General features: G+C 71.4%; 23 protein-coding genes. 19 read left to right on the top strand and 4 right to left on the bottom strand.

What is annotated here, in order from left to right:
* The first annotated feature begins 48 nt into the window (after nucleotides 1-48).
* From AB0A97_RS31345 to AB0A97_RS31290, 12 genes are all read left to right on the top strand, one after another.
* On the top strand, nucleotides 49-594 hold the full coding sequence (locus tag AB0A97_RS31345) for a membrane protein (RefSeq protein ID WP_030999449.1): 546 nt from the start codon (nucleotides 49-51) through the stop codon (nucleotides 592-594).
* A 98-nt stretch (nucleotides 595-692) separates the two neighbouring features.
* Nucleotides 693-1,622 carry a pyridoxal 5'-phosphate synthase lyase subunit PdxS gene (gene pdxS / locus AB0A97_RS31340; RefSeq protein ID WP_361156140.1) on the top strand — a complete coding sequence of 310 codons (930 nt, stop codon included), beginning with the start codon at nucleotides 693-695 and terminating at the stop codon, nucleotides 1,620-1,622.
* Nucleotides 1,623-1,668: 46 nt separating this feature from the next.
* Complete coding sequence (gene pdxT / locus AB0A97_RS31335) at nucleotides 1,669-2,256, top strand: pyridoxal 5'-phosphate synthase glutaminase subunit PdxT (protein WP_361156138.1); 588 nt, start codon at nucleotides 1,669-1,671, stop codon at nucleotides 2,254-2,256.
* 102 nt (nucleotides 2,257-2,358) lie between these two features.
* The gene (locus AB0A97_RS31330) at nucleotides 2,359-3,111 is read left to right on the top strand and encodes a YebC/PmpR family DNA-binding transcriptional regulator (RefSeq protein ID WP_360135757.1); all 753 of its coding nucleotides are present in this window, start codon (nucleotides 2,359-2,361) and stop codon (nucleotides 3,109-3,111) included.
* 149 nt (nucleotides 3,112-3,260) lie between these two features.
* Nucleotides 3,261-3,884, top strand: coding sequence for a crossover junction endodeoxyribonuclease RuvC (gene ruvC / locus AB0A97_RS31325; protein ID WP_361156134.1), 624 nt, complete (start codon nucleotides 3,261-3,263; stop codon nucleotides 3,882-3,884).
* Nucleotides 3,881-4,501, top strand: coding sequence for a Holliday junction branch migration protein RuvA (gene ruvA, locus AB0A97_RS31320; RefSeq protein WP_361156132.1), 621 nt, complete (start codon nucleotides 3,881-3,883; stop codon nucleotides 4,499-4,501). The genes ruvC and ruvA overlap by 4 nt, the downstream gene beginning before the upstream one ends.
* 214 nt (nucleotides 4,502-4,715) lie before the next feature.
* Nucleotides 4,716-5,744: a Holliday junction branch migration DNA helicase RuvB gene (ruvB, locus tag AB0A97_RS31315; RefSeq protein WP_361156375.1), complete on the top strand. Its 1,029-nt coding sequence runs from the start codon at nucleotides 4,716-4,718 to the stop codon at nucleotides 5,742-5,744.
* Nucleotides 5,745-5,906: 162 nt separating this feature from the next.
* Nucleotides 5,907-6,476, top strand: a complete 570-nt coding sequence (gene yajC, locus AB0A97_RS31310; protein WP_361156129.1) for a preprotein translocase subunit YajC — start codon at nucleotides 5,907-5,909, stop codon at nucleotides 6,474-6,476.
* Between the two features lie 149 nt (nucleotides 6,477-6,625).
* Nucleotides 6,626-8,398, top strand: coding sequence for a protein translocase subunit SecD (gene secD / locus AB0A97_RS31305; RefSeq protein WP_361156126.1), 1,773 nt, complete (start codon nucleotides 6,626-6,628; stop codon nucleotides 8,396-8,398).
* A gap of 1 nt (nucleotide 8,399) precedes the next feature.
* Nucleotides 8,400-9,542, top strand: coding sequence for a protein translocase subunit SecF (secF, locus tag AB0A97_RS31300; RefSeq protein ID WP_361156124.1), 1,143 nt, complete (start codon nucleotides 8,400-8,402; stop codon nucleotides 9,540-9,542).
* Complete coding sequence (locus AB0A97_RS31295) at nucleotides 9,539-10,087, top strand: adenine phosphoribosyltransferase (protein ID WP_361156121.1); 549 nt, start codon at nucleotides 9,539-9,541, stop codon at nucleotides 10,085-10,087. Before secF ends, AB0A97_RS31295 begins: the two co-directional genes overlap by 4 nt.
* 219 nt (nucleotides 10,088-10,306) lie before the next feature.
* Nucleotides 10,307-12,823 carry a RelA/SpoT family protein gene (locus AB0A97_RS31290; protein WP_361156118.1) on the top strand — a complete coding sequence of 839 codons (2,517 nt, stop codon included), beginning with the start codon at nucleotides 10,307-10,309 and terminating at the stop codon, nucleotides 12,821-12,823.
* A 57-nt stretch (nucleotides 12,824-12,880) separates the two neighbouring features.
* On the opposite strand, the gene AB0A97_RS31285 is transcribed toward AB0A97_RS31290, so the two are convergent.
* Both AB0A97_RS31285 and AB0A97_RS31280 read right to left on the bottom strand, forming a co-directional pair.
* Nucleotides 12,881-14,113: a DUF349 domain-containing protein gene (locus AB0A97_RS31285; RefSeq protein WP_361156116.1), complete on the bottom strand. Its 1,233-nt coding sequence runs from the start codon at nucleotides 14,111-14,113 to the stop codon at nucleotides 12,881-12,883.
* Between the two features lie 252 nt (nucleotides 14,114-14,365).
* Nucleotides 14,366-15,190, bottom strand: coding sequence for a peptidylprolyl isomerase (locus tag AB0A97_RS31280; RefSeq protein WP_361156114.1), 825 nt, complete (start codon nucleotides 15,188-15,190; stop codon nucleotides 14,366-14,368).
* A 155-nt stretch (nucleotides 15,191-15,345) separates the two neighbouring features.
* On the opposite strand from AB0A97_RS31280, the gene AB0A97_RS31275 reads away from it, so the two are divergent.
* The 5 genes from AB0A97_RS31275 to AB0A97_RS31255 all read left to right on the top strand — a co-directional run bounded on the left by AB0A97_RS31275 (nucleotide 15,346) and on the right by AB0A97_RS31255 (nucleotide 20,387).
* Entirely contained in the window at nucleotides 15,346-16,065 is a 720-nt protein-coding gene (locus AB0A97_RS31275) for an MBL fold metallo-hydrolase (protein WP_361156111.1), read from the top strand.
* 11 nt (nucleotides 16,066-16,076) lie between these two features.
* Nucleotides 16,077-17,339, top strand: a complete 1,263-nt coding sequence (gene hisS / locus AB0A97_RS31270; protein WP_361156108.1) for a histidine--tRNA ligase — start codon at nucleotides 16,077-16,079, stop codon at nucleotides 17,337-17,339.
* A gap of 208 nt (nucleotides 17,340-17,547) precedes the next feature.
* On the top strand, nucleotides 17,548-18,192 hold the full coding sequence (locus tag AB0A97_RS31265; protein WP_361156107.1) for a vitamin K epoxide reductase family protein: 645 nt from the start codon (nucleotides 17,548-17,550) through the stop codon (nucleotides 18,190-18,192).
* Nucleotides 18,193-18,284: 92 nt separating this feature from the next.
* Nucleotides 18,285-19,640, top strand: coding sequence for a replication-associated recombination protein A (locus AB0A97_RS31260; RefSeq protein WP_361156104.1), 1,356 nt, complete (start codon nucleotides 18,285-18,287; stop codon nucleotides 19,638-19,640).
* Nucleotides 19,641-19,871: 231 nt separating this feature from the next.
* Complete coding sequence (locus tag AB0A97_RS31255; protein ID WP_361156101.1) at nucleotides 19,872-20,387, top strand: 2,4'-dihydroxyacetophenone dioxygenase family protein; 516 nt, start codon at nucleotides 19,872-19,874, stop codon at nucleotides 20,385-20,387.
* Nucleotides 20,388-20,465: 78 nt separating this feature from the next.
* Here the strand turns inward: AB0A97_RS31255 and AB0A97_RS31250 are convergent, their stop codons facing one another.
* Nucleotides 20,466-21,224, bottom strand: a complete 759-nt coding sequence (locus AB0A97_RS31250; RefSeq protein WP_361156373.1) for a DUF2470 domain-containing protein — start codon at nucleotides 21,222-21,224, stop codon at nucleotides 20,466-20,468.
* 185 nt (nucleotides 21,225-21,409) lie between these two features.
* On the opposite strand from AB0A97_RS31250, the gene rpsD reads away from it, so the two are divergent.
* Nucleotides 21,410-22,021, top strand: coding sequence for a 30S ribosomal protein S4 (gene rpsD / locus AB0A97_RS31245; protein ID WP_030023487.1), 612 nt, complete (start codon nucleotides 21,410-21,412; stop codon nucleotides 22,019-22,021).
* 59 nt (nucleotides 22,022-22,080) lie between these two features.
* Here the strand turns inward: rpsD and AB0A97_RS31240 are convergent, their stop codons facing one another.
* A complete protein-coding gene (locus AB0A97_RS31240) occupies nucleotides 22,081-24,360 on the bottom strand; it encodes an AAA family ATPase (RefSeq protein ID WP_361156098.1) in 2,280 nt (759 codons plus the stop codon).
* A gap of 168 nt (nucleotides 24,361-24,528) precedes the next feature.
* On the opposite strand from AB0A97_RS31240, the gene AB0A97_RS31235 reads away from it, so the two are divergent.
* Complete coding sequence (locus AB0A97_RS31235) at nucleotides 24,529-24,966, top strand: DUF948 domain-containing protein (protein ID WP_361156095.1); 438 nt, start codon at nucleotides 24,529-24,531, stop codon at nucleotides 24,964-24,966.
* Nucleotides 24,967-24,971 lie beyond the last annotated feature (5 nt).

Genomic DNA, 24,971 nt, shown 5'->3' with positions numbered 1-24,971 from the left:
ACCAGGCGGAAGGCGAAGGGATCGTGGTGGCCGGTACTGTGACCCGGCGTGACCACTTTGATCTGGATCGCGGCTGTTCTCGTCGTCATCGGCGTCTACCTGAGCTGGACCGCGGGGCGGCTGGACCGTCTGCATGCCCGTATCGACGCGGCCCGTGCGGCGCTGGACGCGCAGTTGCTGCGGCGGGCCTCGGTGGCTCAGGAGCTGGGGACGTCCGGGATTCTCGATCCGGCCGCGTCGATCGTGCTCTACGAGGTGGCGCACGAGGCGCGGCAGGCGGCCGAGGAACAGCGGGAGGTCGCCGAGAGCGGACTGAGCCAGGCGTTGCGCGCGGTCTTCGACGACGAGGGGCAGCTCGAAGCCGTACGGGAGGCGCCCGGCGGTGAGCAGACGGTCGCCGAGCTGACGGCGGCGGTGCGCCGGGTGCCGATGGCGCGGCGGTTCCACAACGACGCCGTGCGGGCCGCGCGTGCCGTACGGCGCCACCGGGTGGTGCGCTGGTTCCGGCTGGCGGGGCACGCGCCGTTTCCGATGGCCTTCGAGATGGACGACGAGCCCCCGGTGGTGCTCGGTGACCGCGCCGTCGGCCGCTGACGAGCCACTGCCTTCCGATTGGCCCTTTTCAGTGGCCGGGCGCAAACGGTTGTGTGGGCGGCGCAGTCCATCCGCCCGCACTTAGTGAGGTCCATACCGTGTCCAGCACGCCGAACGCCACGTCTGCCACCGCTCCCGCCGGGTCCCCCGAGACCGGTACCGCCCGCGTCAAGCGCGGCATGGCCGAGCAGCTCAAGGGCGGCGTGATCATGGACGTCGTCACGCCGGAGGAAGCGAAGATCGCCGAGGACGCCGGCGCCGTCGCGGTCATGGCTCTGGAGCGGGTGCCCGCGGACATCCGCAAGGACGGCGGGGTGGCCCGGATGTCCGACCCGGACATGATCGACGGGATCATCGAGGCGGTCTCCATCCCGGTCATGGCCAAGTCGCGGATCGGTCACTTCGTCGAGGCGCAGGTGCTGCAGTCCCTCGGTGTCGACTACATCGACGAGTCCGAGGTCCTCACCCCGGCCGACGAGGTCAACCACTCCGACAAGTGGGCGTTCACCACCCCGTTCGTGTGCGGCGCCACCAACCTGGGCGAGGCCCTGCGCCGTATCGCCGAGGGCGCGGCCATGATCCGCTCGAAGGGCGAGGCGGGCACCGGCAACGTCGTCGAGGCGGTGCGTCACCTGCGTCAGATCAAGGGCGAGATCGCCAAGCTGCGCGGCTGTGACAACAACGAGCTGTTCGCCGCCGCCAAGGAGCTGCGTGCCCCGTACGAGCTGGTCAAGGAGGTCGCCGAGCTGGGCAAGCTGCCGGTCGTGCTGTTCTCCGCCGGTGGTGTGGCCACGCCGGCCGACGCCGCGCTGATGCGCCAGCTCGGTGCCGAGGGCGTCTTCGTGGGGTCCGGCATCTTCAAGTCCGGTGACCCGGCCAAGCGCGCCGCCGCCATCGTCAAGGCGACCACGTTCTACGACGACCCGAAGGTCGTCGCGGACGTCTCGCGCAACCTGGGCGAGGCCATGGTCGGCATCAACTGCGACACGCTGCCCGAGGCGGAGCGCTACGCCAACCGCGGCTGGTGAGCGGGCGGCGGGACGCGGGAACGGCGAGCGGGAGAACGGCGGACGGATGAGCAACCCCACCATCGGCGTGCTGGCCCTCCAGGGCGACGTGCGCGAGCATTTGACGGCGCTGGCCACGGCGGACGCGCCGGCCAGGCCGGTGCGCCGGCCCGAGGAGCTGGCTGATCTGGACGGTCTGGTCATACCGGGCGGCGAGTCCACGACCATGTCCAAGCTGGCGGTCGTCTTCGGGATGCTGGAGCCGCTGAGAGAGTTCGTCGGTTCCGGCAAGCCGGTCTACGGCACCTGCGCGGGCATGATCATGCTGGCCGACAAGCTGCTGGACGGCCGCGCCGACCAGGAGACGCTGGGCGGCATCGACATGATCGTGCGCCGTAACGCCTTCGGGCGGCAGAACGAGTCGTTCGAGGCGGCGGTCGAGGTGGCCGGAATCGGGGGCGGAGCGGTGCAGGGTGTGTTCATCCGGGCGCCCTGGGTCGAGTCGACGGGGGCCGCCGTCGAGGTGCTGGCGTCGTACGACGGGCACACGGTGGCGGTCCGGCAGGGTAACGTCCTTGCCACGTCCTTCCATCCGGAGCTCACCGGTGACCACCGGGTGCACGCGTACTTCGTCGACATGGTGCGCGGCGCGTAGCGGTCCCGTGGGTCGGCCGCCGTGTGTGCGGCGGCCCGATCCCGTCCCGGTAGGATCTGTGGCGTTCGTTTCTCAACCTGGTTACGCGAAGGAGACAGGCGGATGTCCGGCCACTCTAAATGGGCTACGACGAAGCACAAGAAGGCCGTGATCGACGCCAAGCGCGGCAAGCTCTTCGCGAAGCTGATCAAGAACATCGAGGTCGCGGCGCGCACCGGCGGCGCCGACGTCGAGGGCAACCCGACCCTCTTCGACGCCATCCAGAAGGCGAAGAAGAGCTCGGTGCCGAACAAGAACATCGACTCCGCGGTCAAGCGCGGCGCGGGCCTGGAGGCCGGCGGCGCCGACTACGAGACGATCATGTACGAGGGTTACGGCCCGAACGGTGTCGCGGTGCTCATCGAGTGCCTCACCGACAACCGCAACCGCGCCGCCTCGGACGTGCGGGTCGCGATGACCCGCAACGGCGGCTCGATGGCCGACCCCGGCTCGGTCTCGTACCTGTTCAACCGCAAGGGCGTGGTGATCGTCCCCAAGGGCGAGCTGTCCGAGGACGACGTGCTCGGCGCGGTCCTGGACGCGGGCGCCGAGGAGGTCAACGACCTCGGTGAGTCCTTCGAGGTGCTCAGCGAGGCCACCGACCTGGTCGCGGTCCGCACCGCTCTCCAGAAGGAGGGCATCGACTACGACTCGGCCGACACCAACTTCGTGCCGACCATGCAGGTCGAGCTGGACGAAGAAGGCGCCCGCAAGATCTTCAAGCTGGTCGACGCGCTGGAGGACAGCGACGACGTGCAGAACGTCTTCGCCAACTTCGACGTGTCCGACGAGGTCATGGCGAAGGTCGACGCCTGACGGGCGGTCAGCTGCGGCGGTGACGGGCCGGCGGGGAACACACCCCGCCGGCCCGTCCTGCGTTGTCAGTGGCAGCGGATACTGTGCTGATCAGCGGGTCGAGGCCCGCGGAGAACGGTTGGACCCAGGGGAGAAGTGGGGGAGCGGCGATGAAGGTGCTGGGCGTGGACCCGGGGCTGACACGCTGCGGTGTCGGTGTGGTCGACGGCGTCGCGGGCCGCCCGCTGACGATGGCCGGCGTCGGTGTCGTACGGACGCCGGCCGACGCGGACATCGCGCACCGCCTGGTGCTCATCGAGCGCGGCATCGAGGAGTGGCTCGACGAGCAGCGGCCCGACTGCGTCGCCGTCGAGCGGGTCTTCAGCCAGCACAACGTCCGTACGGTCATGGGCACCGCCCAGGCCAGCGCGGTCGCCATGCTGTGCGCCGCGCGCCGCGGACTGCCCGTCGCGCTGCACACCCCCAGCGAGGTCAAGGCCGCCGTGACCGGGTCGGGCCGCGCCGACAAGGCACAGGTCGGCGCGATGGTCACCCGGCTGCTGCGGCTGGACGCCCCGCCCAAGCCGGCGGACGCGGCGGACGCGCTGGCGCTGGCCATCTGCCACATCTGGCGCGCTCCCGCCGTCAACCGCCTCCAGCAGGCACACGCCGCCAACCGGCTCCGGCAGGCACAGGCGGCCGCCCGTGCCCGCCCGGCGCCCGCCGTCACCCGGCGCACCCCCGTACGCGCTCTCGGACCGCGCTCCGAGGCACCCCAGAAGGGCACCCGATGATCGCCTTCGTCTCCGGCCCGGTCGCGGCCCTGGCCCCGGACACCGCCGTCGTGGAGGTGGGCGGCATCGGCATGGCCGTGCAGTGCACGCCGGGCACCCTGTCCGGGCTGCGCATCGGCCAGCAGGCCAAACTGGCCACCTCCCTCGTCGTACGGGAGGACTCGCTCACCCTGTACGGCTTCGCGGACGACGACGAACGCCAGACGTTCGAACTGCTGCAGACCGCCAGCGGAGTCGGCCCGCGGCTGGCGCAGGCCATGCTCGCGGTGCACTCCCCGGACACGCTGCGGCTCGCCGTCGCCAACGGCGACGAGAAGACGCTGACGGCCGTGCCCGGCATCGGCAAGAAGGGGGCCCAGAAGCTCCTTCTGGAGCTGAAGGACCGGCTCGGCGCGCCCGTCGGCACGGGCGGCGCGGGCGTCGGCAGCGTCGTGACGGCCGGGTGGGGCGACCAGTTGCACGCCGCGCTGATCGGCCTCGGGTACGCGACCCGGGAGGCCGACGAGGCGGTGTCCGCGGTCGCGCCGCAGGCCGAGGCCGCGATCGCCGAGGGCGGCACGCCGCAGGTGTCGCAGTTGCTCAAGGCCGCCCTCCAGTCGCTGAACCGGGCGCGGTGAGCCCGGTGCACCGCGCGGCGGACGCAGGACACCGGGCCGGGCGGGTCCCGGCGGTCCCCGGCCGTACGCCCGGCCACCCCCGTAAGAACCGCGACGCGAAGCCGGCCGACCCGGCCGGTACGACCACGTGAGGCAGGACGCAGTGAACTGGGACGAGCCCACCGAGACCGCGGCCGGACCGCCTCCGGACGGCACGGCCGAGTGGCCCGACCGGCTGGTGGGGTCCGACGCGGACGGCGAGGACACCGCGGTCGAGGCCGCGCTGCGCCCCAAGGACCTCGAGGAGTTCGTGGGCCAGGAGCGGGTGCGCGAGCAGCTCGACCTGGTCCTGCGCGCGGCCCGCGCCCGGGGCGCCACCGCCGACCACGTCCTGCTCTCCGGCGCCCCCGGCCTGGGCAAGACCACCCTCTCCATGATCATCGCCGCCGAGATGGGCGCCCCGATCCGGATCACCTCGGGCCCCGCCATCCAGCACGCCGGCGACCTGGCCGCGATCCTGTCCTCCCTCCAGGAGGGCGAGGTGCTCTTCCTCGACGAGATCCACCGGATGTCCCGGCCCGCCGAGGAGATGCTCTACATGGCCATGGAGGACTTCCGCGTCGACGTCATCGTCGGCAAGGGCCCCGGCGCCACCGCCATCCCCCTGGAGCTGCCGCCCTTCACCCTGGTCGGCGCCACCACCCGGGCCGGTCTGCTGCCCCCGCCGCTGCGGGACCGCTTCGGCTTCACCGGCCACATGGAGTTCTACGCCCCCGGCGAACTGGAACGCGTCATCCACCGCTCCGCCGGACTGCTCGACGTGCACATAGAGGCCGAGGGCGCCGCGGAGATCGCCGGGCGCTCCCGCGGCACCCCGCGCATCGCCAACCGCCTGCTGCGCCGCGTCCGCGACTACGCGCAGGTCAAGGCGGACGGTGTGATCACCCGAGAGATCGCGGCGCAGGCCCTGGGCGTCTACGAGGTCGATGCCCGCGGCCTGGACCGCCTGGACCGCGCGGTGCTCACCGCGCTGCTCAAGCTGTTCGGCGGCGGACCGGTGGGCCTGTCCACCCTGGCGGTGGCCGTGGGGGAGGAGCGTGAGACCGTCGAGGAGGTCGCCGAGCCGTTCCTCGTACGTGAGGGCCTGCTCGCCCGTACCCCCCGTGGCCGGATCGCCACCCCCGCCGCATGGACCCACATGGGTCTGACGCCGCCCCAGCAGCAGGCGGGCGGAGCCGGACAGCAGGGGCTCTTCGGCGCGTGACGGCGCGGGGACTCGCCCGGTCAGGAACTGCGGTGCCATGCTGGGCGTTGTTCCACCGGTGCGGACTCGCTTAGACTCCGCCGATGCCGACCGTATGGTCCGGCATTCCCACCCCCGTATATCAGACCGCGGACTTGCGGTCGTGCGAAGGATTTTCGTCCCGTGAGTATCGTGACTCTCCTCCCCTTCATCGTCCTCATCGGGGCCATGTTCCTGATGACCCGGTCCGCCAAGAAGAAGCAGCAGGCGGCCGCGCAGATGCGCGACGAGATGCAGCCCGGCACCGGCGTCCGGACGATTGGGGGCATGTACGCCACCGTCAAGGAGATCCACGACGACACCGTCCTCCTGGAGGTGGCCCCCGGCGTGCACGCCCTCTACGCCAAGAACGCGGTCGGCGCTGTCCTCCCGGACGAGGAGTACAACCGCATCCTCGACGGCGCCGAGGGCGGCAAGGACGGCGCGGTCGTGCCGGACGACGCCTCCTCGCTGACCGAGGGCACCCCGGCCGTGACCGCCGCGGACGACCAGGCCGACGCCGGCGACAAGCCCGCGAACCTGGACAAGTCGCCGAAGGCCGACCTGGCCAAGAGCGAGCCCGCCGCCGCGAAGGACGCCGGGAAGGCCGAGGACGCGGCCGGTGCCGAGGCCGCCGAGGGCGCCAAGAGCGGTGCGCAGGCCGACAAGGCCGACCAGGCCGAGAAGAAGGACGGCGGCGCCGACGCGAAGTAGCCCCGCCCCGACGGAACCGCGGAGCACCCTTCGAGCGGTGCACCGCGGTTCCGGGACGGTTTAGGCTCCGGCGGGGGCACGTCCCCACTACACTTCGTGGCCGCTCGGCAGGCACCGAGCCGGGCGGTTGGACAGGGAGATACGAGAAGGTGGCAGCACCGAAAAAGGGCCGCAGGTCTCCTGGGGGCCAGGGAAGGCCGGGGCGCACCCTGGTCCTGATCTTGATCGCCATGGTGGCGCTGGTCGGCGGGATGTTCCTCTCCGGCAGCTCGACGCCCCGGCTGGGCATCGACCTCGCCGGCGGTACGAGCTTCACGCTGGAGGCCCGTAACCAGCCCGGCAAGCCCAACGCGATCAACGAGACCAACATGAACACCGCCGCGGGCATCATGGAGCGGCGTGTCAACGGGCTCGGCGTGTCCGAGGCCGAGGTCCAGACCCAGGGCACCAACCACATCGTCGTCAACATCCCCAAGGGGACGGACGCGAAACAGGCCCGCCAGCAGGTCGGTACCACCGCTCAGCTCGGTTTCCGGCCGGTGCTGACCACCACCGCCGGTGCGAAGACACCGTCGACCAGCCCGAGCCCCACCCCGTCCGCGAGCGGCAAGGGCGACGACGGCAAGAAGGACGGGAAGGACGACGGCAAGCAGGGCGACAAGTCCTCCGCGAAGCCGACGCCCACCTCGACGACCCAGGGCCGCGCCGTCACCAGCGCGCTGAAGAAGGGCCCGTCCGACCCGCCGAAGGCGTCCGGCAGCAGCACGCCCGCGCCGAGCGACACCCCGCAGCCGTCCACCGGCGCCGACGAGATCCCGGCCGCGCTGCAGAAGCAGCTCGCCGACCTGGACTGCACCACCAAGCAGTCGCGCGCGGCGGCCGGTGAGAAGGCGGCCGGCGTCAAGCCGTCCGACCCGGTCGTGGCCTGCAAGGACGACGGCTCGCAGAAGTACGTGCTGGGCCCGGTCGGTGTCGAGGGCACCGACGTCAAGGACGCCTCCGCGGTCTTCGACAGCCAGCAGGGCCAGGGCTGGATCGTCCAGATGGACTTCACCGGCGCCGGCGGCAAGAAGTTCGCCGACATCACCGGCAAGCTGGCCGCCAAGACCCAGCCGCAGAACCAGTTCGCCATCGTGCTGGACGGCGCGGTCGTCTCCGACCCGCGGGTCAGCCAGCGGCTCAACGGCGGCAGCGCCACCATCTCCGGCGGCTTCACCCAGCAGACCGCCGAGGACCTGGCGAACATGCTGTCCTACGGCGCCCTGCCGCTCTCCTTCAAGATCGCCGACGAGACCACGGTCACCGCGGCGCTCGGCGGCGAGCAGCTCCAGGCGGGCCTGATCGCGGGCGCCATCGGCCTCGTGCTGGTCGTCGTCTACCTGGTCGCCTACTACCGCGGTCTGGCGCTGGTCGCGCTGGCGAGCCTCGCGGTCTCCGCGGTCCTCACCTACGCGATCATGACGTTGCTGGGCCCGGCCATCGGCTTCGCGCTGAACCTGCCGGCTGTCTGCGGCGCCATCGTCGCCATCGGCATCACGGCCGACTCCTTCATCGTCTACTTCGAACGCATCCGGGACGAGATCCGCGAGGGCCGCACCCTGCGCCCGGCCGTCGAACGCGGCTGGCCGCGGGCCCGGCGCACGATCCTGGTCTCCGACTTCGTGTCGTTCCTGGCGGCGTTCGTGCTGTTCATCGTCACCGTCGGCAAGGTGAAGGGCTTCGCGTTCACGCTGGGCCTGACCACCCTCCTCGACGTCGTGGTGGTCTTCTTCTTCACCAAGCCGCTGATGACGCTGCTGGCCCGGCGGAAGTTCTTCGCCAACGGCCACCCGTGGTCCGGTCTGGACCCCAAGCGTCTGGGCGCCAAGCCGCCGCTGCGCCGCCGTCGTACCATCGCCCCCACCGAGACGAAGGAGGCGTGAGATGTCGAAGCTCGGCAACATCGGCGCCCGGCTCTACCGCGGTGAGGTCGGTTACGACTTCATCGGCAAGCGGAAGATCTGGTACGGCATCTCGATCCTGATCACCATCACGGCCATCGTCGGCCTGGCGGTGCGCGGCCTGAACATGGGCATCGAGTTCTCCGGCGGCGCGGTCTTCACCACTCCGAAGACGTCCGTCTCCGCGACGGAGGCGGAGCACAAGGCCGAGGCCGCGGCGGAGGGCCACCAGGCCACCGTCCAGAAGCTCGGCAACGGCGGTCTGCGCATCCAGATCAGCGAGCTGGACACCCAGCAGTCGGTGCCGGTGCAGGAGGCCCTGGCCAAGGACCTGGACGTCCCGGTCAAGGACATCAACACCCAGCTCGTCGGCCCCAGCTGGGGTGAGGAGATCGCCAACAAGGCCTGGCTGGGCCTGGGGATCTTCATGATCCTCGTGGTGATCTACCTCGCCATCGCCTTCGAGTGGAGAATGGCGCTGGCGGCCCTGATCGCCCTGATCCACGACCTCACGATCACGGTCGGCGTGTACGCGCTGGTCGGCTTCGAGGTCACCCCGGGCACCGTCATCGGTCTGCTGACGATCCTCGGTTACTCCCTCTACGACACCGTCGTGGTCTTCGACAGCCTCAAGGAAGCGTCGAAGGACATCGGGAAGCAGACCCGCTTCACCTACAGCGAGCTGGCCAACCGCAGCATCAACTCGACCCTGGTGCGCTCCATCAACACCACGGTCGTGGCGCTGCTGCCGGTCGCCGGACTGCTCTTCGTCGGTGGCGGTGTGCTCGGCGCCGGGATGCTCAACGACATCTCGCTCGCCCTGTTCGTCGGCCTCGCGGCCGGTGCGTACTCCTCGATCTTCATCGCGACCCCGTTGGTCGCCGACTTCAAGGAGCGCGACCCGGCGATGAAGGCGCTGGCCAAGCGGGTGCGTGCGAAGCGCGCCGCGGCCGCCGCCAAGGCCGACGCGCCGGAGCAGCAGGAGACCGCGCGGGACGCCGGGGACGAGGACGCGCCCCAGGACGCGGAGGGCGACGAGGACGCGGCCGGCAGCATGGTCGGCCAGCGCAACCAGCCCGCGTCCCGCGGCCGCGGCCGCGGCCGTCCGTCGGGCAAGCGCCGATGAGCGCCCCCGACGGCCTGCGGGAGCTGCTGCTCAGCCGGATCGCGGACGTGCCGGACCACCCGAAGCCGGGCGTGGTGTTCAAGGACATCACGCCGCTGCTGGCGGACCCGGCCGCCTTCGGCGCGCTGACCGACGCGTTCGTGTCGCTGTGCGAGCGGTACAGGGTCGACAAGGTCGTGGGTCTGGAGGCGCGCGGGTTCATCCTGGCCGCTCCGGTGGCCGTACGGGCCGGCATCGGCTTCGTCCCCGTACGCAAGGCGGGCAAGCTGCCCGGTGCGACGCTCCGCCAGGCGTACGACCTGGAGTACGGCGCGGCCGAGATCGAGATACACGCGGACGCCGTAGCACCCGGCGACCGGGTGCTGGTGATCGACGACGTGCTGGCCACCGGCGGTACGGCCGAGGCGTCGCTGGAGCTGGTCCGGCGGGCCGGGGCCGAGGTCGCGGGCGTCGCGGTCCTGATGGAGCTGGGCTTCCTGGCCGGGCGGCAGCGGCTGGAGCCGGGCCTGAAGGGCGCTCCGCTGGAGTCGCTGATCACGGTCTGACGAGCCTGCGGGCCGTCCGTAGGCCGGGGGCCGCACCGCCTCCGTACGCACGGAATTCCGCAAAAAGCGAGCAAAAGGGCATCCGGAACAAACCCGGATGCCCTTTTGCTGTCATGTACGGACCCGGCGGCCGCGGAAGAGCCGGAGCGCCGAGGTGGATACCATGGCAGCCCGACCCGTTCGTGGTCTTGTGGTCCGGACCCCCTTTGAGGAGTGCTCTTGCCAGACGAGGCCCAGCCGCTTTCTCCCGGACTCCGCCCGGGGGCGCCGCAGTCCGCCCATCCGGACCAGCCCGGCCCCGCGGACGCGGCCGCCTCGGGTGCGCAGGACTCGGGTGCGCAGAAGAACAGCGAGGGTTCCGGCGTGCCCAGGTCGCAGCCGCCCGCCGTCCGGCCCGCCGCGTCGCCCGTGCCGGCCGCCAAGCCCACGCCGCCCGTCTACACCGGCCGTACCGGCTCCTCCAACCGGGTACGGGCCCGCCTGGCGCGCCTGGGCGTGCAGCGGCAGAGCCCGTACAACCCGGTCCTCGAACCGCTGCTGCGGATCGTGCGCAGCAACGACCCGAAGATCGAGACCGCCACCCTGCGGCAGGTGGAGCGTGCCTACCAGGTCGCCGAGCGCTGGCACCGCGGCCAGAAGCGCAAGAGCGGCGACCCGTACATCACCCACCCCCTCGCGGTGACCACGATCCTCGCCGAGCTGGGCATGGACCCGGCCACCCTGATGGCGGGCCTGCTGCACGACACCGTCGAGGACACCGAGTACGGCCTGGACACCCTGCGCCGCGACTTCGGTGACCAGGTCGCCCTGCTCGTCGACGGCGTCACCAAGCTGGACAAGGTCAAGTTCGGCGAGGCCGCGCAGGCCGAGACCGTGCGCAAGATGGTCGTGGCGATGGCCAAGGACCCGCGCGTCCTGGTCATCAAGCTCGCCGACCGGCTGCACAACATGCGCACGATGCGCTATCTGAAGCGGGAGAAGCAGGAGAAGAAGGCCCGCGAGACGCTGGAGATCTACGCTCCGCTGGCGCACCGCCTGGGCATGAACACCATCAAGTGGGAGCTGGAGGACCTCGCCTTCGCGATCCTCTACCCCAAGATGTACGACGAGATCGTGCGGCTCGTCGCCGAGCGCGCCCCGAAACGGGACGAGTACCTGGCCATAGTGACCGACGAGGTCCAGGCCGACCTGCGCGCGGCCCGCATCAAGGCCACCGTCACCGGACGGCCCAAGCACTACTACAGCGTCTACCAGAAGATGATCGTGCGAGGCCGTGACTTCGCCGAGATCTACGACCTGGTGGGCATCCGCGTCCTCGTCGACACCGTCCGCGACTGCTACGCGGCGCTCGGCACCGTCCACGCCCGGTGGAACCCGGTCCCGGGGCGGTTCAAGGACTACATCGCGATGCCCAAGTTCAACATGTACCAGTCACTGCACACGACCGTGATCGGCCCCAGCGGCAAGCCCGTCGAGCTGCAGATCCGTACGTTCGACATGCACCGGCGCGCGGAGTACGGCATCGCCGCGCACTGGAAGTACAAGCAGGAGGCCGTGGCCGGCGCGTCCAAGGTGCGTACGGACGTGCCGAAGAACAAGGACGATGCCGTCAACGACATGGCGTGGCTGCGCCAACTGCTGGACTGGCAGAAGGAGACCGAGGACCCGGGCGAGTTCCTGGAGTCGCTCCGCTTCGACCTGTCCCGCAACGAGGTCTTCGTCTTCACGCCGAAGGGTGACGTGATAGCGCTGCCGGCCGGTGCCACTCCCGTGGACTTCGCCTACGCGGTCCACACCGAGGTCGGCCACCGGACCATAGGCGCCCGGGTCAACGGACGGCTCGTCCCGCTCGAATCGACCCTCGACAACGGCGACCTCGTGGAGGTCTTCACCTCCAAGGCGCCGGGCGCCGGGCCCTCCCGGGACTGGCTCGGCTTCGTGAAGTCGCCGCGCGCCCGCAACAAGATCCGCGCCTGGTTCTCCAAGGAGCGCCGCGACGAGGCCATCGAGCAGGGCAAGGACGCCATCGCCCGCGCGATGCGCAAACAGAACCTGCCGATCCAGCGCATCCTCACCGGGGACTCGCTGGTCACCCTCGCGCACGAGATGCGCTATCCGGACATCTCGTCCCTGTACGCCGCCATCGGCGAGGGCCACGTCACGGCGCAGAGCGTCGTGCAGAAGCTGGTCCAGGCGCTCGGCGGGCAGGACGAGGCGACCGAGGACATCGCCGAGTCCACGCCGATCCGGCCGCGCTCCAAGCGGCGCTCCAGCGCCGACCCGGGCGTGGTGGTCAAGGGCGTCGACGACGTGTGGGTGAAGCTGGCCCGCTGCTGCACGCCGGTGCCGGGCGACCCGATCATCGGCTTCGTCACCCGCGGCAACGGCGTCTCGGTGCACCGCGCCGACTGCGTCAACGTCGACTCGCTGTCCAAGCAGCCGGAACGCATTCTGGACGTCGAATGGGCGCCCACCCAGTCCTCGGTCTTCCTGGTCGCCATCCAGGTCGAGGCGCTGGACCGCTCCCGGCTGCTGTCGGACGTCACCCGCATCCTGTCCGACCAGCACGTCAACATCCTGTCCGCGGCCGTCCAGACGTCCCGCGACCGGGTGGCGACCTCCCGCTTCACCTTCGAGATGGGCGACCCGAAACATCTTGGGCACGTCCTGAAGGCCGTACGGAGCGTGGAAGGCGTGTACGACGTGTACCGGGTGACGTCGGCCCGACGGCCGTAGCGAGCACGTACGAGGGCCCCGGTACGGACATCCGTACCGGGGCCCTCGTCCTGTCGCCTACTTGCCGCCGAACTCCTCAAGCCCCTTCAGGGCCTGGTCCAGCAGTGCCTGGCGGCCCTCCAGCTCACGGCCGAGCTTGTCGGCCTTGGCGTCGTTGCCGGCCGCGCGGGCCGCGTCGATCTGCTTCTGCAGCTTGTCGACCGCGTCCTGGAGCTGCCCGGTCAGACCCGCGGCGCGCGCCCGCGCCTCCGGGTTCGTCCGGCGCCACTCGGCCTCCTCGGACTCCTGGATGGCGCGCTCGACCGCGTGCATCCGGCCCTCGATCTTCGGGCGGGCGTCCCGCGGCACATGGCCGATGGCCTCCCACCGCTCGTTGATCGAACGGAACGCGGCCCGCGCCGCCTTCAGGTCCGAGACCGGGAGCAGCTTCTCGGCCTCGACGACCAGCTCCTCCTTGCGCGTCAGGTTCTCCCGCTGCTCGGCGTCGCGCTCGGCGAACACCTCGCTGCGCGCCTGGAAGAAGACGTCCTGGGCGCCGCGGAAGCGGTTCCACAGGTCGTCCTCGTGCTCGCGCTGGGCACGGCCCGCGGCCTTCCAGTCGGCCATCAGCTCGCGGTAACGGGCCGCGGTGGCCCCCCAGTCCGTCGAACCGGACAGCGCCTCGGCCTCCGAGACCAGCCGCTCCTTGGTCTTACGGGCCTCCTCGCGCTGGGCGTCCAGCGAAGCGAAGTGCGCCTTGCGCCGCTTGGAGAACGCCGAGCGGGCGTGCGAGAAGCGGTGCCACAGCTCGTCGTCCGCCTTGCGGTCCAGCCGCGGCAGCCCCTTCCAGGTGTCCACCAGGGCCCGCAGCCGCTCGCCGGCCGCCCGCCACTGCTCGCTGGCCGCCAGCTCCTCGGCCTCGGCGACCAGCTTCTCCTTGGCCTGCCGGGCCTCGTCGCTCTGCCGCGCCTTCTGCGCCTTGCGCTCCTCGCGGCGCGCCTCGACATCGGTGACGAGCTGGTCCAGCCGCTTGCGCAGCGCGTCCAGGTCACCCACCGCGTGGTGCTCGTCCACCTGCTGCCGCAGATGGTCGATCGCGGCCGTCGCGTCCTTGGCCGACAGGTCGGTGGTCCTGACCCGCCGTTCGAGGAGGCCGATCTCGACGACCAGGCCCTCATACTTGCGCTCGAAGTAGGCGAGGGCCTCTTCGGGAGTTCCCGCCTGCCACGATCCGACGACCTGCTCGCCGTCGGCGGTACGCACGTACACGGTCCCCGTCTCGTCGACGCGGCCCCATGGGTCGCTGCTCACAGCGCCTCCTCCACATGATGCCGACGAGAGCGCGTCGCCCCCCGGCATCGTCCACAGTTTCTGTCCGGCGGGGCAGCGCCCCGGCCGGTCCGACGGGTGTCTTGCGGGTGCGGGTGGCAGCCGTCGGAGCAGGCACCCTACACAACGCCAATCTAGGCGACCGGCGGGTCGGCTGTCCGCATCCAGCACGACCGAAATTTCGCGGTTCGCCCACCGCGGCGGCGCCTCCGGCGTGCCCGGGGGCGTACCCGGTCAGGTTTTGGTGACGGTCGCCCGGTCGATCACCACCGTCGCGTTGGGTGCGGTGTTGCCCGTCGCCTGGTCGGGGGTGGACCCCGCCGCCGCGATCTTCTTCAGGACGTCCATGCCCTCGGTGACGGTGCCGAAGGGCGTGTAGTTCGGGGGCAGCTTGCTGTCCTGGTAGACCAGGAAGAACTGGCTGCCGCCGCTGTTACGGGTCTTGTCGCTCTTGCCGTCGTAGCGGTTGGCCATCGCGACCGTGCCCGCCGGGTAGATGTCGCCCTTGAGCTTCGGGTCCTTCAGGTTCTCGTCCGGGATGGTGTAGCCGGGGGTGCCCGAGCCGGTGCCGGTCGGGTCGCCGCACTGGAGGACGTAGATGCCCTGGTCGACCAGCCGGTGGCACTTGCTGTGGTCGAGGAACTTCTTACCCGCCAGGAAATTGAAGGAGTTGACGGTGCGCGGCGCCTTCGCGGCATCCAGCTTGATGCCGATGTCGCCGCACGTCGTCTGGAGCTTCATCGCGTATGACGCCGAGGTGTCCACGGTCATCGCCGGCTCCTTCTTCCAGCGCTCCTTGGACGGCGCGCCCGGTGCCGGCTTGCCGCACGGGTCGGCGGGCTTGCTCGGGCTCGGCGCCGCGGCGTCCGTCGTGTCACCGCCGCCCGCCAGTCCGACCGAGGCGTACGCGGCCGCGCCCGCGGCCAGGGCGACCGCCACGGCCGCCGCGACGATCACGTTGCGGCGCTTGGTCTTGCGCCGGGCCGCGGCACGCCGCTGCTGCTGGCGCTCGTACTTCTCGCGGGCGAGCTGCCGCCGCCGCTGATCGCTGCTGACCACCGGTCGTCTCCTAGGTGTGCGCTGAGGTCTGCCGTGGGCCGTACCGTATACGGGTTCGCCCGGGTGGGAGTCCCGCCGGTAGGCTCTTCAACAGCCGAAATCTTCCGGATCGCCGCCGGCGATCCGTCCGCCGCCGTCGAATGTTGAGGACGAACGTGCTCATTGCCGGGTTCCCCGCCGGGGCCTGGGGGACCAACTGTTATCTGGTCGCCCCGGCCGCGGGTGAGGAGTGCGTGATCATCGACCCGGGCCACCAGGCCGCCCGTGGCGTCGAGGAAGCGCTGAAGAAGCATCGGCTCAAGCCCGTCGCCGTCGTCCTCACCCACGGCCACATCGACCACGTCGCCTCGGTCGTCCCGGTGTGCGGCGCGCACGACGTGCCCGCCTGGATCCACCCCGAGGACCGCTACATGATGAGCGACCCGGAGAAGGCCCTCGGCCGCTCCATCGGGCAGCAGCTCATGGGTGAGCTGACCGTGGGGGAGCCGGACGACGTCAAGGAGCTGGGCGACGGCGCGCGGCTGGAGCTGGCCGGGATGGAGTTCTCGGTCGCGCACGCCCCGGGCCATACCAAGGGGTCGGTGACCTTCCGGCTGCCCGAGCAGGCCGACATTCCGCCGGTCTTCTTCTCGGGCGACCTGCTGTTCGCCGGCTCCATCGGACGCACCGACCTGCCGGGCGGCGACCACGCCGAGATACTGCGGTCGCTGGAGCGGGTGTGCCTGCCCCTCCAGGACGAGACCGTCGTGCTGTCCGGCCACGGCCCCCAGACCACCATCGGCCGCGAGCGCGCCACCAACCCGTTCCTGCGGGAGGTGGCCGCCGGCCTCGGAGACGGCGCACCGCACAGCCCGGCTCCGCGACGAGGAATGTGACGAGAACTTCCGTGAGCACCTTCAAGGCCCCCAAGGGCACCTACGACCTGATCCCGCCGCAGTCCGCCACCTACCTGGCGGTCCGCGACGCGATCTCCGGACCCCTCAAGCGCTCCGGTTACGGCTACGTCGAGACGCCCGGATTCGAGAACGTCGAGCTGTTCGCGCGCGGCGTCGGCGAGTCCACCGACATCGTGACCAAGGAGATGTACGCCTTCGAGACCAAGGGCGGCGACCGGCTCGCACTGCGCCCCGAAGGCACCGCCTCGGTGCTGCGCGCCGCCCTGGAGGCCAACCTCCACAAGGCGGGCAACCTCCCCGTCAAGCTCTGGTACTCCGGCTCGTACTACCGCTACGAGCGCCCGCAGAAGGGCCGCTACCGCCACTTCTCCCAGGTCGGAGCCGAGGCCATCGGCGCCGAGGACCCGGCGCTGGACGCCGAGCTGATCATCCTGGCGAACGACGCCTACCGGTCGCTGGGCCTGAAGAACTTCCGCATCCTGCTCAACTCGCTCGGCGACAAGGAGTGCCGCCCCGTCTACCGGGCGGCCCTCCAGGAGTTCCTGTACGGGCTCGACCTGGACGAGGACACCCGCCGCCGCGCCGAGATCAACCCGCTGCGGGTGCTCGACGACAAGCGCCCCGACGTGCAGAAGCAGCTGGTGGGCGCGCCGCTGCTGCGCGACCACCTGTGCGAGGCGTGCAAGGCGTACCACGAGCAGGTGCGCGAGCTGCTGACCGCGGCGGGCGTCGCCTACGAGGACGACCCGAAGCTGGTGCGCGGGCTGGACTACTACACCCGTACCACCTTCGAGTTCGTCCACGACGGCCTCGGCTCGCAGTCCGCGGTCGGCGGCGGCGGGCGCTACGACGGCCTGTCCGAGATGATCGGCGGCCCCGCGCTGCCCTCGGTGGGCTGGGCGCTCGGCGTGGACCGCACGGTGCTGGCCCTGGAGGCCGAGGACGTCGAGCTGGAGCTGCCCGCGAGCACGGCCGTCTTCGCCGTGCCGCTCGGCGAGGAGGCCCGGCGGACCCTGTTCGGCACGGTCACCGAGCTGCGCCGGGCGGGGGTCGCCACCGACTTCGCGTACGGCGGCAAGGGCCTGAAGAACGCGATGAAGTCGGCGAACCGCTCGGGCGCCCGCCTCGCGGTCGTCGCCGGTGAGCGGGATCTGGCCGAAGGCGTCGTGCAGCTCAAGGATCTGGAGAGCGGCGAGCAGACGCCGGTCGCGCTGGACTCGGTGGTCGAAGAGGTCCGCCGCAGGCTCGGCTGACCCCGGCCGCCTCTGTACGGGGCCGTCGTCGTCGTGTAGGGGCCCCCTTCCGGCCGTCCACCGCGCTGTCCGCGCGGTGGCTCGGAAGGGGGTCTTTATGCGCATCGAACAGTGGTCGGGTGTCCGGTTGGGGCAGAATGAGGGCCCGGCGCGCGCCAGTTGGAACGCGCCGCCCGCTCACTCCCCACGGCACCGACGGAACGGCGATATGACGACGACAGCGCTTGACGACGTGTCCACCGGCGACGATCACCCGGGCCGCGGCGGCGGCCCGACCGGCTCGGGGCGGGGGCTGGCCTGGCTGCTCGTGATCACCAGCGCCCTGGGCCTGCTCGCGTCCTGGGTGATCACCATGGACAAGATCGAGCTGCTGAAGGACCCGAACTTCAAGCCGGCCTGCAGCCTGAGCCCGATCGTCTCCTGCGGCAATGTGATGCAGAGCCAGCAGGCCGAGGTCTTCGGCTTCCCCAACCCGGTCGCCGGCCTGATCGCGTTCGGTGTGGTCATCGGGATCGGCGTCGGCCTGCTCGCCGGGGCCCGCTACCGCGCCTGGTACTGGATCGGCCTGAACATCGGCACCCTCGCCGGCTCCGTCTTCTGCATGTGGCTGATGTCGCAGTCGCTGTACGTCATCAACTCGCTGTGCCTGTGGTGCACGCTGACCTGGTGCGTCACCATCCTGATGTTCTGGTACACCACCGTGCACAACCTCAAGCACGGGATCATCCCCGCACCGGCCGGCCTGCGGAAGGCCGTGCTGGAGTTCCACTGGGTCGTGCCGGTGCTCTGGTACGGCGTGATCGCGCTGCTGATCCTCACCAAGTGGTGGTCGTACTGGAGCTCGCTGATCTGAACCGGGTACACGGGTCTTCGCACCGCGCCGCCGGGCGGCCGGGAATCCGGCTCCCCGGCGGCGTTGTCAGTGCGGTGAATTAGGCTCTGAGCGTGGAGCCCGACCTGTTCACCGCCGCTGCCGAAGACCGCCAGGAGAAAGACCCGACCGGGTCACCCCTCGCCGTACGGATGCGTCCGCGCACCCTCGACGAGGTGGTCGGCCAGCAGCATCTGCTCAAGCCCGGATCGCCGCTGCGCCGCCTGGTCGGCGAGGGCGACGGCGGGCCCGCCGGGCCGTCCTCCGTCTTCCTGTGGGGCCCGCCCGGCATCGGCAAGACCACCCTCGCGTACGTGGTCAGCCAGGCGACGAACAAGCGCTTCGTGGAGCTCTCCGCGATCACCGCCGGCGTCAAGGAAGTCCGCGCCGTCATCGACGGCGCGCGCCGCGCCTCCGGCGGTTACGGCAAGGAGACCGTCCTCTTCCTCGACGAGATCCACCGCTTCAGCAAGGCCCAGCAGGACTCCCTGCTGCCCGCCGTCGAGAACCGCTGGGTGACGCTGATCGCCGCCACCACCGAGAACCCGTACTTCTCGGTGATCTCCCCGCTGCTCTCCCGCTCGCTGCTGCTGACACTCGAACCGCTCACCGACGACGACCTGCGCGGCCTGCTCAAGCGCGCGCTGACGGACGCGCGGGGGCTGGCGGGCGCGGTCACCCTGCCCGAGGACACCGAGGCGCACCTGCTGCGCATCGCGGGCGGCGACGCGCGCCGCGCGCTCACGGCCCTGGAGGCGGGGGCCGGATCGGCGATCTCCAAGGGGGAGAAGAAGATCACCCTCCAGACGCTGGAGGAGTCCGTCGACCGGGCCGCGGTGAAGTACGACCGGGCCGGTGACCAGCACTACGACGTCGCCAGCGCCCTGATCAAATCGATCCGGGGCTCCGACGTGGACGCGGCACTGCACTACCTCGCGCGGATGATCGAGGCGGGCGAGGACCCGCGGTTCATCGCCCGCCGGCTGATGATCTCGGCGAGCGAGGACATCGGGCTCGCCGACCCGTCCGCCCTGCAGACCGCGGTGGCCGCGGCCCAGGCCGTCGCGCTGATCGGCTTCCCGGAGGCCCGGATCACCCTCAGCCAGGCCACGATCGCGCTGGCGCTGGCCCCGAAGTCCAACGCGGCCTACCTGGCCATCGACGCGGCCCTCGCGGACGTACGGGCCGGACTCGCGGGCCCGGTGCCGTCGCATCTGCGCGACAGTCACTACAAGGGCGCCGAGAAACTGGGACACGGCAAGGGCTATCAGTACCCGCACGACCTGCCCGGCGGGATCGCGGCCCAGCAGTACGCACCGGACGAGGTGCACGGCAAGCGGTACTACGCGCCGACGCGGTACGGCGCCGAGGCGCGGTACGCGGACGTGACGGACCGGGTGCGGGGCCGCCTGCGCGGCGAGGAACCGTAAACGCCGGGGTGTGTGGACGGGGCGGTTGCGTGCCGGGTGCGGGTCACTCGTGGCCGAGGGCCGTCCTCAAATGCCGGACGGGCTGACTTCCGCTGAGACCGGTCGTCAGGTGCGGGCCCTTCCGTCCCCCGGCCGTCCGGGAAGCCACTGTCGGGCCGGGGTGCGGGGAGCCGACCATGGCTGTGCTCGCGTGTCCGCTCAGGACCCGGCACCCACAGGAAGGATTCCGCCATGACGACCAGCTCGAATCCGCATGCGGACAGCCTGACCGAGATCGAAGCGCGGATCGACCGGCGCCGGGACCAGTACGCGCTGCCCGAAGGGCACATCGCGGAGGCGGACTCGCCGTGGCTCCCGTTCGCCCCACAGGTGATGATCAAGCACCTGACGTTCGACGTCCGCAGCAGCTCGGCCGCGAACGTCCTGTGGGTGCAGGCGGGCGGGGTGCTGGGCCGGCACCGCCACCGGGGCCCGGTCTCGGGCTATGTGCTCGACGGCAGTTGGCGCTACCTGGAGTACGACTGGGTCGGGCGCCCCGGTGACTTCGTCCGGGAGAGTCCGGGCCGTACCCACACCCTGGTCTCCGACGAGGGCATGAAGACCGTCTTCTGGCTGAACGGGCCGGTGGAGTTCCTCGACGAGCGGGACCGGGTGACGGAGGTGATCGACGTCTTCTGGTTCATCGACCACTACGAGCGCGGCTGCGCGGAGCAGGGCATTCCGGTCAACCGGGCGCTCTATCTGTGACACCGGGGCTTCGGCGCGGCTTCTCGATCGCCGGACGGGCCGGGGGCCGGCCCGTCCGGCGAGGAGCGGCGCCGGTGGTCATCCGGACGCGGCCGCGTCGAAGAGGGTGTGCATGGCGCGGCGGAGTTCGGAGACGTCGCGGACGGGTTCGGGGAAGTCGAAGCGGGCGTCGAAGGAGCGGTGCGCGTCGTCGGTGAAGCGCACCCGCAGGCCGAAGCGGTCCAGGGCCACCGGTACGGCCCGGTCGCGGAAGTCGCACGCGCGCTGCGAGCGGTCCCCGAGCAGCGTGCACAGCCCGCGGACCTGGTCGCTGTGGGCCGAGTGGAGGTGCTGGAGCAGCTCCGCCTCGTGGGCCGCCAGCGGGTCGGGCTCGGCCTGGGCGAACTCGTCAGGCTCGATGGCCTGGGCGCCCCACAGGTCGTCCACGGCCGCCTCGCCGACCTCCATGCGCAGCATCATCCAGGCGGGCCGCCCGAACATGCCCGGCGGCGGGTCGGGCTGGAGGGCCTCGCCGATGCCGAGCAGCTCGCCGACCGGGTGCCGTTCGGCGAGCAGCATGGCCGCGCGGGCGCGCTCCTCGTTGCGTACGGGAGTGAGCCAGCCCGCGACCCAGGCCCGGCCGCGGATGCGGTGGGGCACCGAGACGGGGGCCACGTCGGTGATCTCCATCACGGCGGTCAGGTCGTCGTCCTGGGCGTGGGCGGCGGCCCTGGCGGCCGCGGCGTCCCCGGGAACCAGGAGGAGCACGTCACCAGCACCGGTGACCGTACGGCATACTGGGGACGAGAGTCCGGCGTCGTCGGGGTCCTCGATTCCGGGGATGCTCAGCGAGGCCATACCATTGGACTCGACGAGGGTTCGTACGCGCTCGGCGGCGGCTGGCTGCTGGGCGTCTTCCACGGGACGCGGCTGACCCGTCCCGGTGCTCTGACCAGCACCGGGCAGGGGGATCCCAGGTCGAAACATGCGTTCTCCTCGAAGTAAGGTAAGCCTAACCTAACCTACACGGAGGTCCGTTCCACGTGAACCAGTCGCGTCCCAAGGTCAAGAAGTCGCGCGCTCTCGGCATCGCCCTGACGCCGAAGGCCGTCAAGTACTTCGAGGCCCGTCCCTACCCGCCCGGCGAGCACGGCCGTGGCCGCAAGCAGAACAGTGACTACAAGGTCCGTCTGCTGGAGAAGCAGCGCCTGCGTGCGCAGTACGACATCAGCGAGCGCCAGATGGCGCGTGCCTACGACCGCGCTCGGAAGGTCGAAGGCAAGACTGGCGAGGCGCTGATCATCGAGCTTGAGCGCCGTCTGGACGCGCTCGTCCTGCGTTCGGGCATCGCCCGGACGATCTACCAGGCCCGTCAGATGGTCGTCCACGGCCACATCTCGGTGAACGACCGCAAGGTCGACAAGCCCTCCTTCCGCGTCCGTCCCGACGACGTCGTGATGGTCCGCGAGCGCAGCCGCGAGAAGCACCCCTTCCAGGTCGCGCGTGAGGGTGGCTACGCCCCCGACGGCGAGACCCCCCGCTACCTGCAGGTCAACCTGAAGGCCCTGGCGTTCCGCCTGGACCGTGACCCGCAGCGCAAGGAGATCCCGGTGATCTGCGACGAGCAGCTCGTCGTCGAGTACTACGCCCGTTGATCCAGGCGTAGGCACCGCACGGATCGGTCCGCGCGCCCCGCGTGCGGACAGCCGCGTGCTCAGCCCGTCGTCTCCCCGCCGCTCGCGGTGGGGGAGGCGGCGGGTTCGCTGTTTGCCGGGCGCGGTCCCGGTGCCGTGGGCCGCGGGCGCGGCGCGGCGCCGTCCGGCCGGGTGTCCCCGTGCCCGTCGCCGCTGTCGCTGCCGCCGCCGTTCAGGATCCGGGCGACCGTGGCGTCCAGGTCGAGCCGGGCGCCGGCCCGTACGCAGTGCTCGTACCGCTCCGCCCCGAGCAGCTCCCGCGCCTGCTCCTCGCACAACTGGTGCGGTTGGTTGTAGTAGCGGGAGCCGAACAGCGGCAGCCCGACCGAGGGCCAGATCCGCCCGGCGGCCCCCTGGAGCAGCGCCGCCTCCGCCGGATCGCCTTCGCCGAGGGTGACCAGCGCCAGCAGCTCGACGGCCAGCACCGCGCCCAGCAGGTCGTGGAAGGCATGGTCGATGGCGAGACACTCCTCCAGCAGGGCGCGCGCCCGCGCCGCCTCGCCACGTTTCCAGGCCGCGTAGGCCAGTACGAACAGCGCGTACGCCAGGGCCCACCGCTCCCCGTGGTCGTCGCAGACCTGCCGTACGTCCTCGCACAGGCGCACCGCCTCCGCGACGTCGCCCTGGAAGGCCACCGCCATCGCCAGCTCGACCTGCGCCATCAGTACGTTGCTGTTGAGTTCGCCGATGTCCCGGTAGCGGGTGAGAGCGTCGCCCAGCAGCCGCTCGGCGCGCGGCATGTCGTCGCGGACCAGCGCGAGGCAGCCGGTGCGGTGCACGGCGTACGCGGCCGCGGTGGCGTTGCCCGCGCGCTCCGCCTCCTCGCCGCACTCCCGCAGCGCGCCCATCGCACCCACCGCGTCGCCCTGGAGCACCGCCACGTACCCGGCCACCCACAGGGCCTTGAGGCGCGCGTCGTCGTGCTCGCTGTCCAGCTCCAGGGAGCGGTCGAGCCAGTGCCGCCCTTCCGAGAGCCGGCCGCAGCCGACCCAGTAGAACCACAAGGTGCCCGCCAGGTACTGGCCCAGGTGCGCGTCTCCTGAGCTGTCGAGGCTGTATTCCAGGGCGGTCCGCAGGTTGGGAAGCTCGCACTCGATACGGGCGGCGACCTCGGCCTGCCGCGGACTGAACCAGTCCAGCTCGCACCAGGTGGCCAGGCCCACGTACCAGTCGCGGTGTCTGCGGCGCAGCCGCTCGACGTCGCCCAGCGCTTCCAGCCAGCCGGCCCCGTACTCCCGCACGGTGTCCAGCATCCGGTAGCGCAGGCCCGCCGGGGTCTCCTCCCGTACGGCCACGGACTGGGCCACCAGTTCACCGAGGACGTCGAGCAGTTCGTCCGCGGGCAGGTCGGGGCCGGAGCAGATGTACTCGGCGGCGTCCAGGTCGAACTGCCCGGCGAAGACGGAGAGCCGTGCCCACAGCAGGCGTTCCGCGGGGGTGCACAGCTCGTGGCTCCAGCCGATCGTCGTCCGCAGGGTCTGGTGGCGCGCCGGTGGCGTGCCCTGCTCCGGGGGCGCAGGGAAGGCCGGGGGAGAGGGGCGGGCGCCCCCGGTCAGCAGGCGGAAGCGGTCGTCGATCCGGTGCAGCAGTTGTTCCACCGACAGGGCCCGCAGCCGCCCGGCCGCCAGTTCCAGGGCGAGCGGGATGCCGTCGAGCCGCCGGCACAGCTCGGCGACGGCGGCTTCGCCGTCCGCGTCGGTGCGGAAGCCGGGGACGACGGCGGCGGCGCGGTCGTGGAAGAGGGCGGCCGCGTCCGGGCCGTCCATCGGCGGCAGCGGCAGGTTCTGCTCGCCGGGCAGCCCGAGCGGGCGTCGGCCCGCCGCCAGGACGCGCAGGCCGGGCGCCCGTCGCAGCAGGTCGGCGGCGAGCGCGGCACACTCGTCGACCAGGTGCTCGTACCCGTCCAGGACGAGCAGCAGCTCGCGTCCGGCGAGGTGGTCGCGGAGCGCGGCGCGCGGCGGCCGGCCCGTGTGATCGGCGAGGCCCAGTGCTTCGGCGACGGCGTGGTCCAGCAGGCCGCCGTGGCGCAGGGCGGCCAGCTCGACCAGCCACACCCCGTCGCAGAAGCGATCCTGCAAGATTGCGGCAGCCTGGGTGGCGAGCCGGGTCTTCCCGGCCCCGCCGACCCCGGTGACCGTCACCAGCCGGGCGGACTCCAGGTGACCGGCGAGCGCGGCGAGTTCACCGTCGCGGCCGACGAACCGGGTGAGCTCCGCGGGCAGGTTCCCGGGCACCCGCAGGCGCGCGGCGAAGGGGCGGGGAACCCGGGGAAGGGGGTCGGGGCGCAGGGAGCGTCGCATGGAACACGGAGCGTACTCGCAGGTGTGCGCACCGTACAATCGCCCGCCGGTGGGCCCCGCGCCGCACGGGGAACGCGGTACGGCCCGACGGCCGCGGCGCGATAGGCTCGGGCTCTGCCGTTCGAGCGGGACGGGACCAGAACAAGTCAGTCGGAGAGTGGTGCCAACGTGTCCGGTGGAGAGGTGGCCGGGATCCTCGTGGCCGTCTTCTGGGCGATCCTCGTGTCCTTCCTGGCCCTGGCGCTGGTGAGGCTCGCGCAGACGCTCAAGGCGACGACCAAGATGGTCGCCGAGGTGTCCGAACAGGCCGTACCGCTGCTGGCCGACGCGTCCGCGACCGTCCGCTCCGCGCACACCCAGCTCGCCCGTGTCGACGCGATCGCCTCCGACGTCCAGGAGGTCACCGCCAACGCCTCCGCGCTCTCCTCGACCGTCTCCTCCGCGTTCGGCGGACCGCTGGTCAAGGTCGCGGCGTTCGGCTACGGCGTGCGCCGCGCGATCGGCAAGAAGGGCGCGCCGCCGCCCGAGCCGAAGCGCACCGTCGCCGGCCGCACCCTGCCCGCAGCCCGCCGAGGCGGGCGCCGCAACCGTCGCTCCAAGGACTGATCGCC

The sequence above is a fragment of the Streptomyces sp. NPDC045470 genome, from assembly GCF_040646595.1.
Taxonomy (GTDB): Bacteria; Actinomycetota; Actinomycetes; order Streptomycetales; family Streptomycetaceae; genus Streptomyces.
The sequence above is the reverse complement of the archived record's forward strand: the minus strand, read 5'-3'. Positions and strand labels throughout refer to the sequence as shown.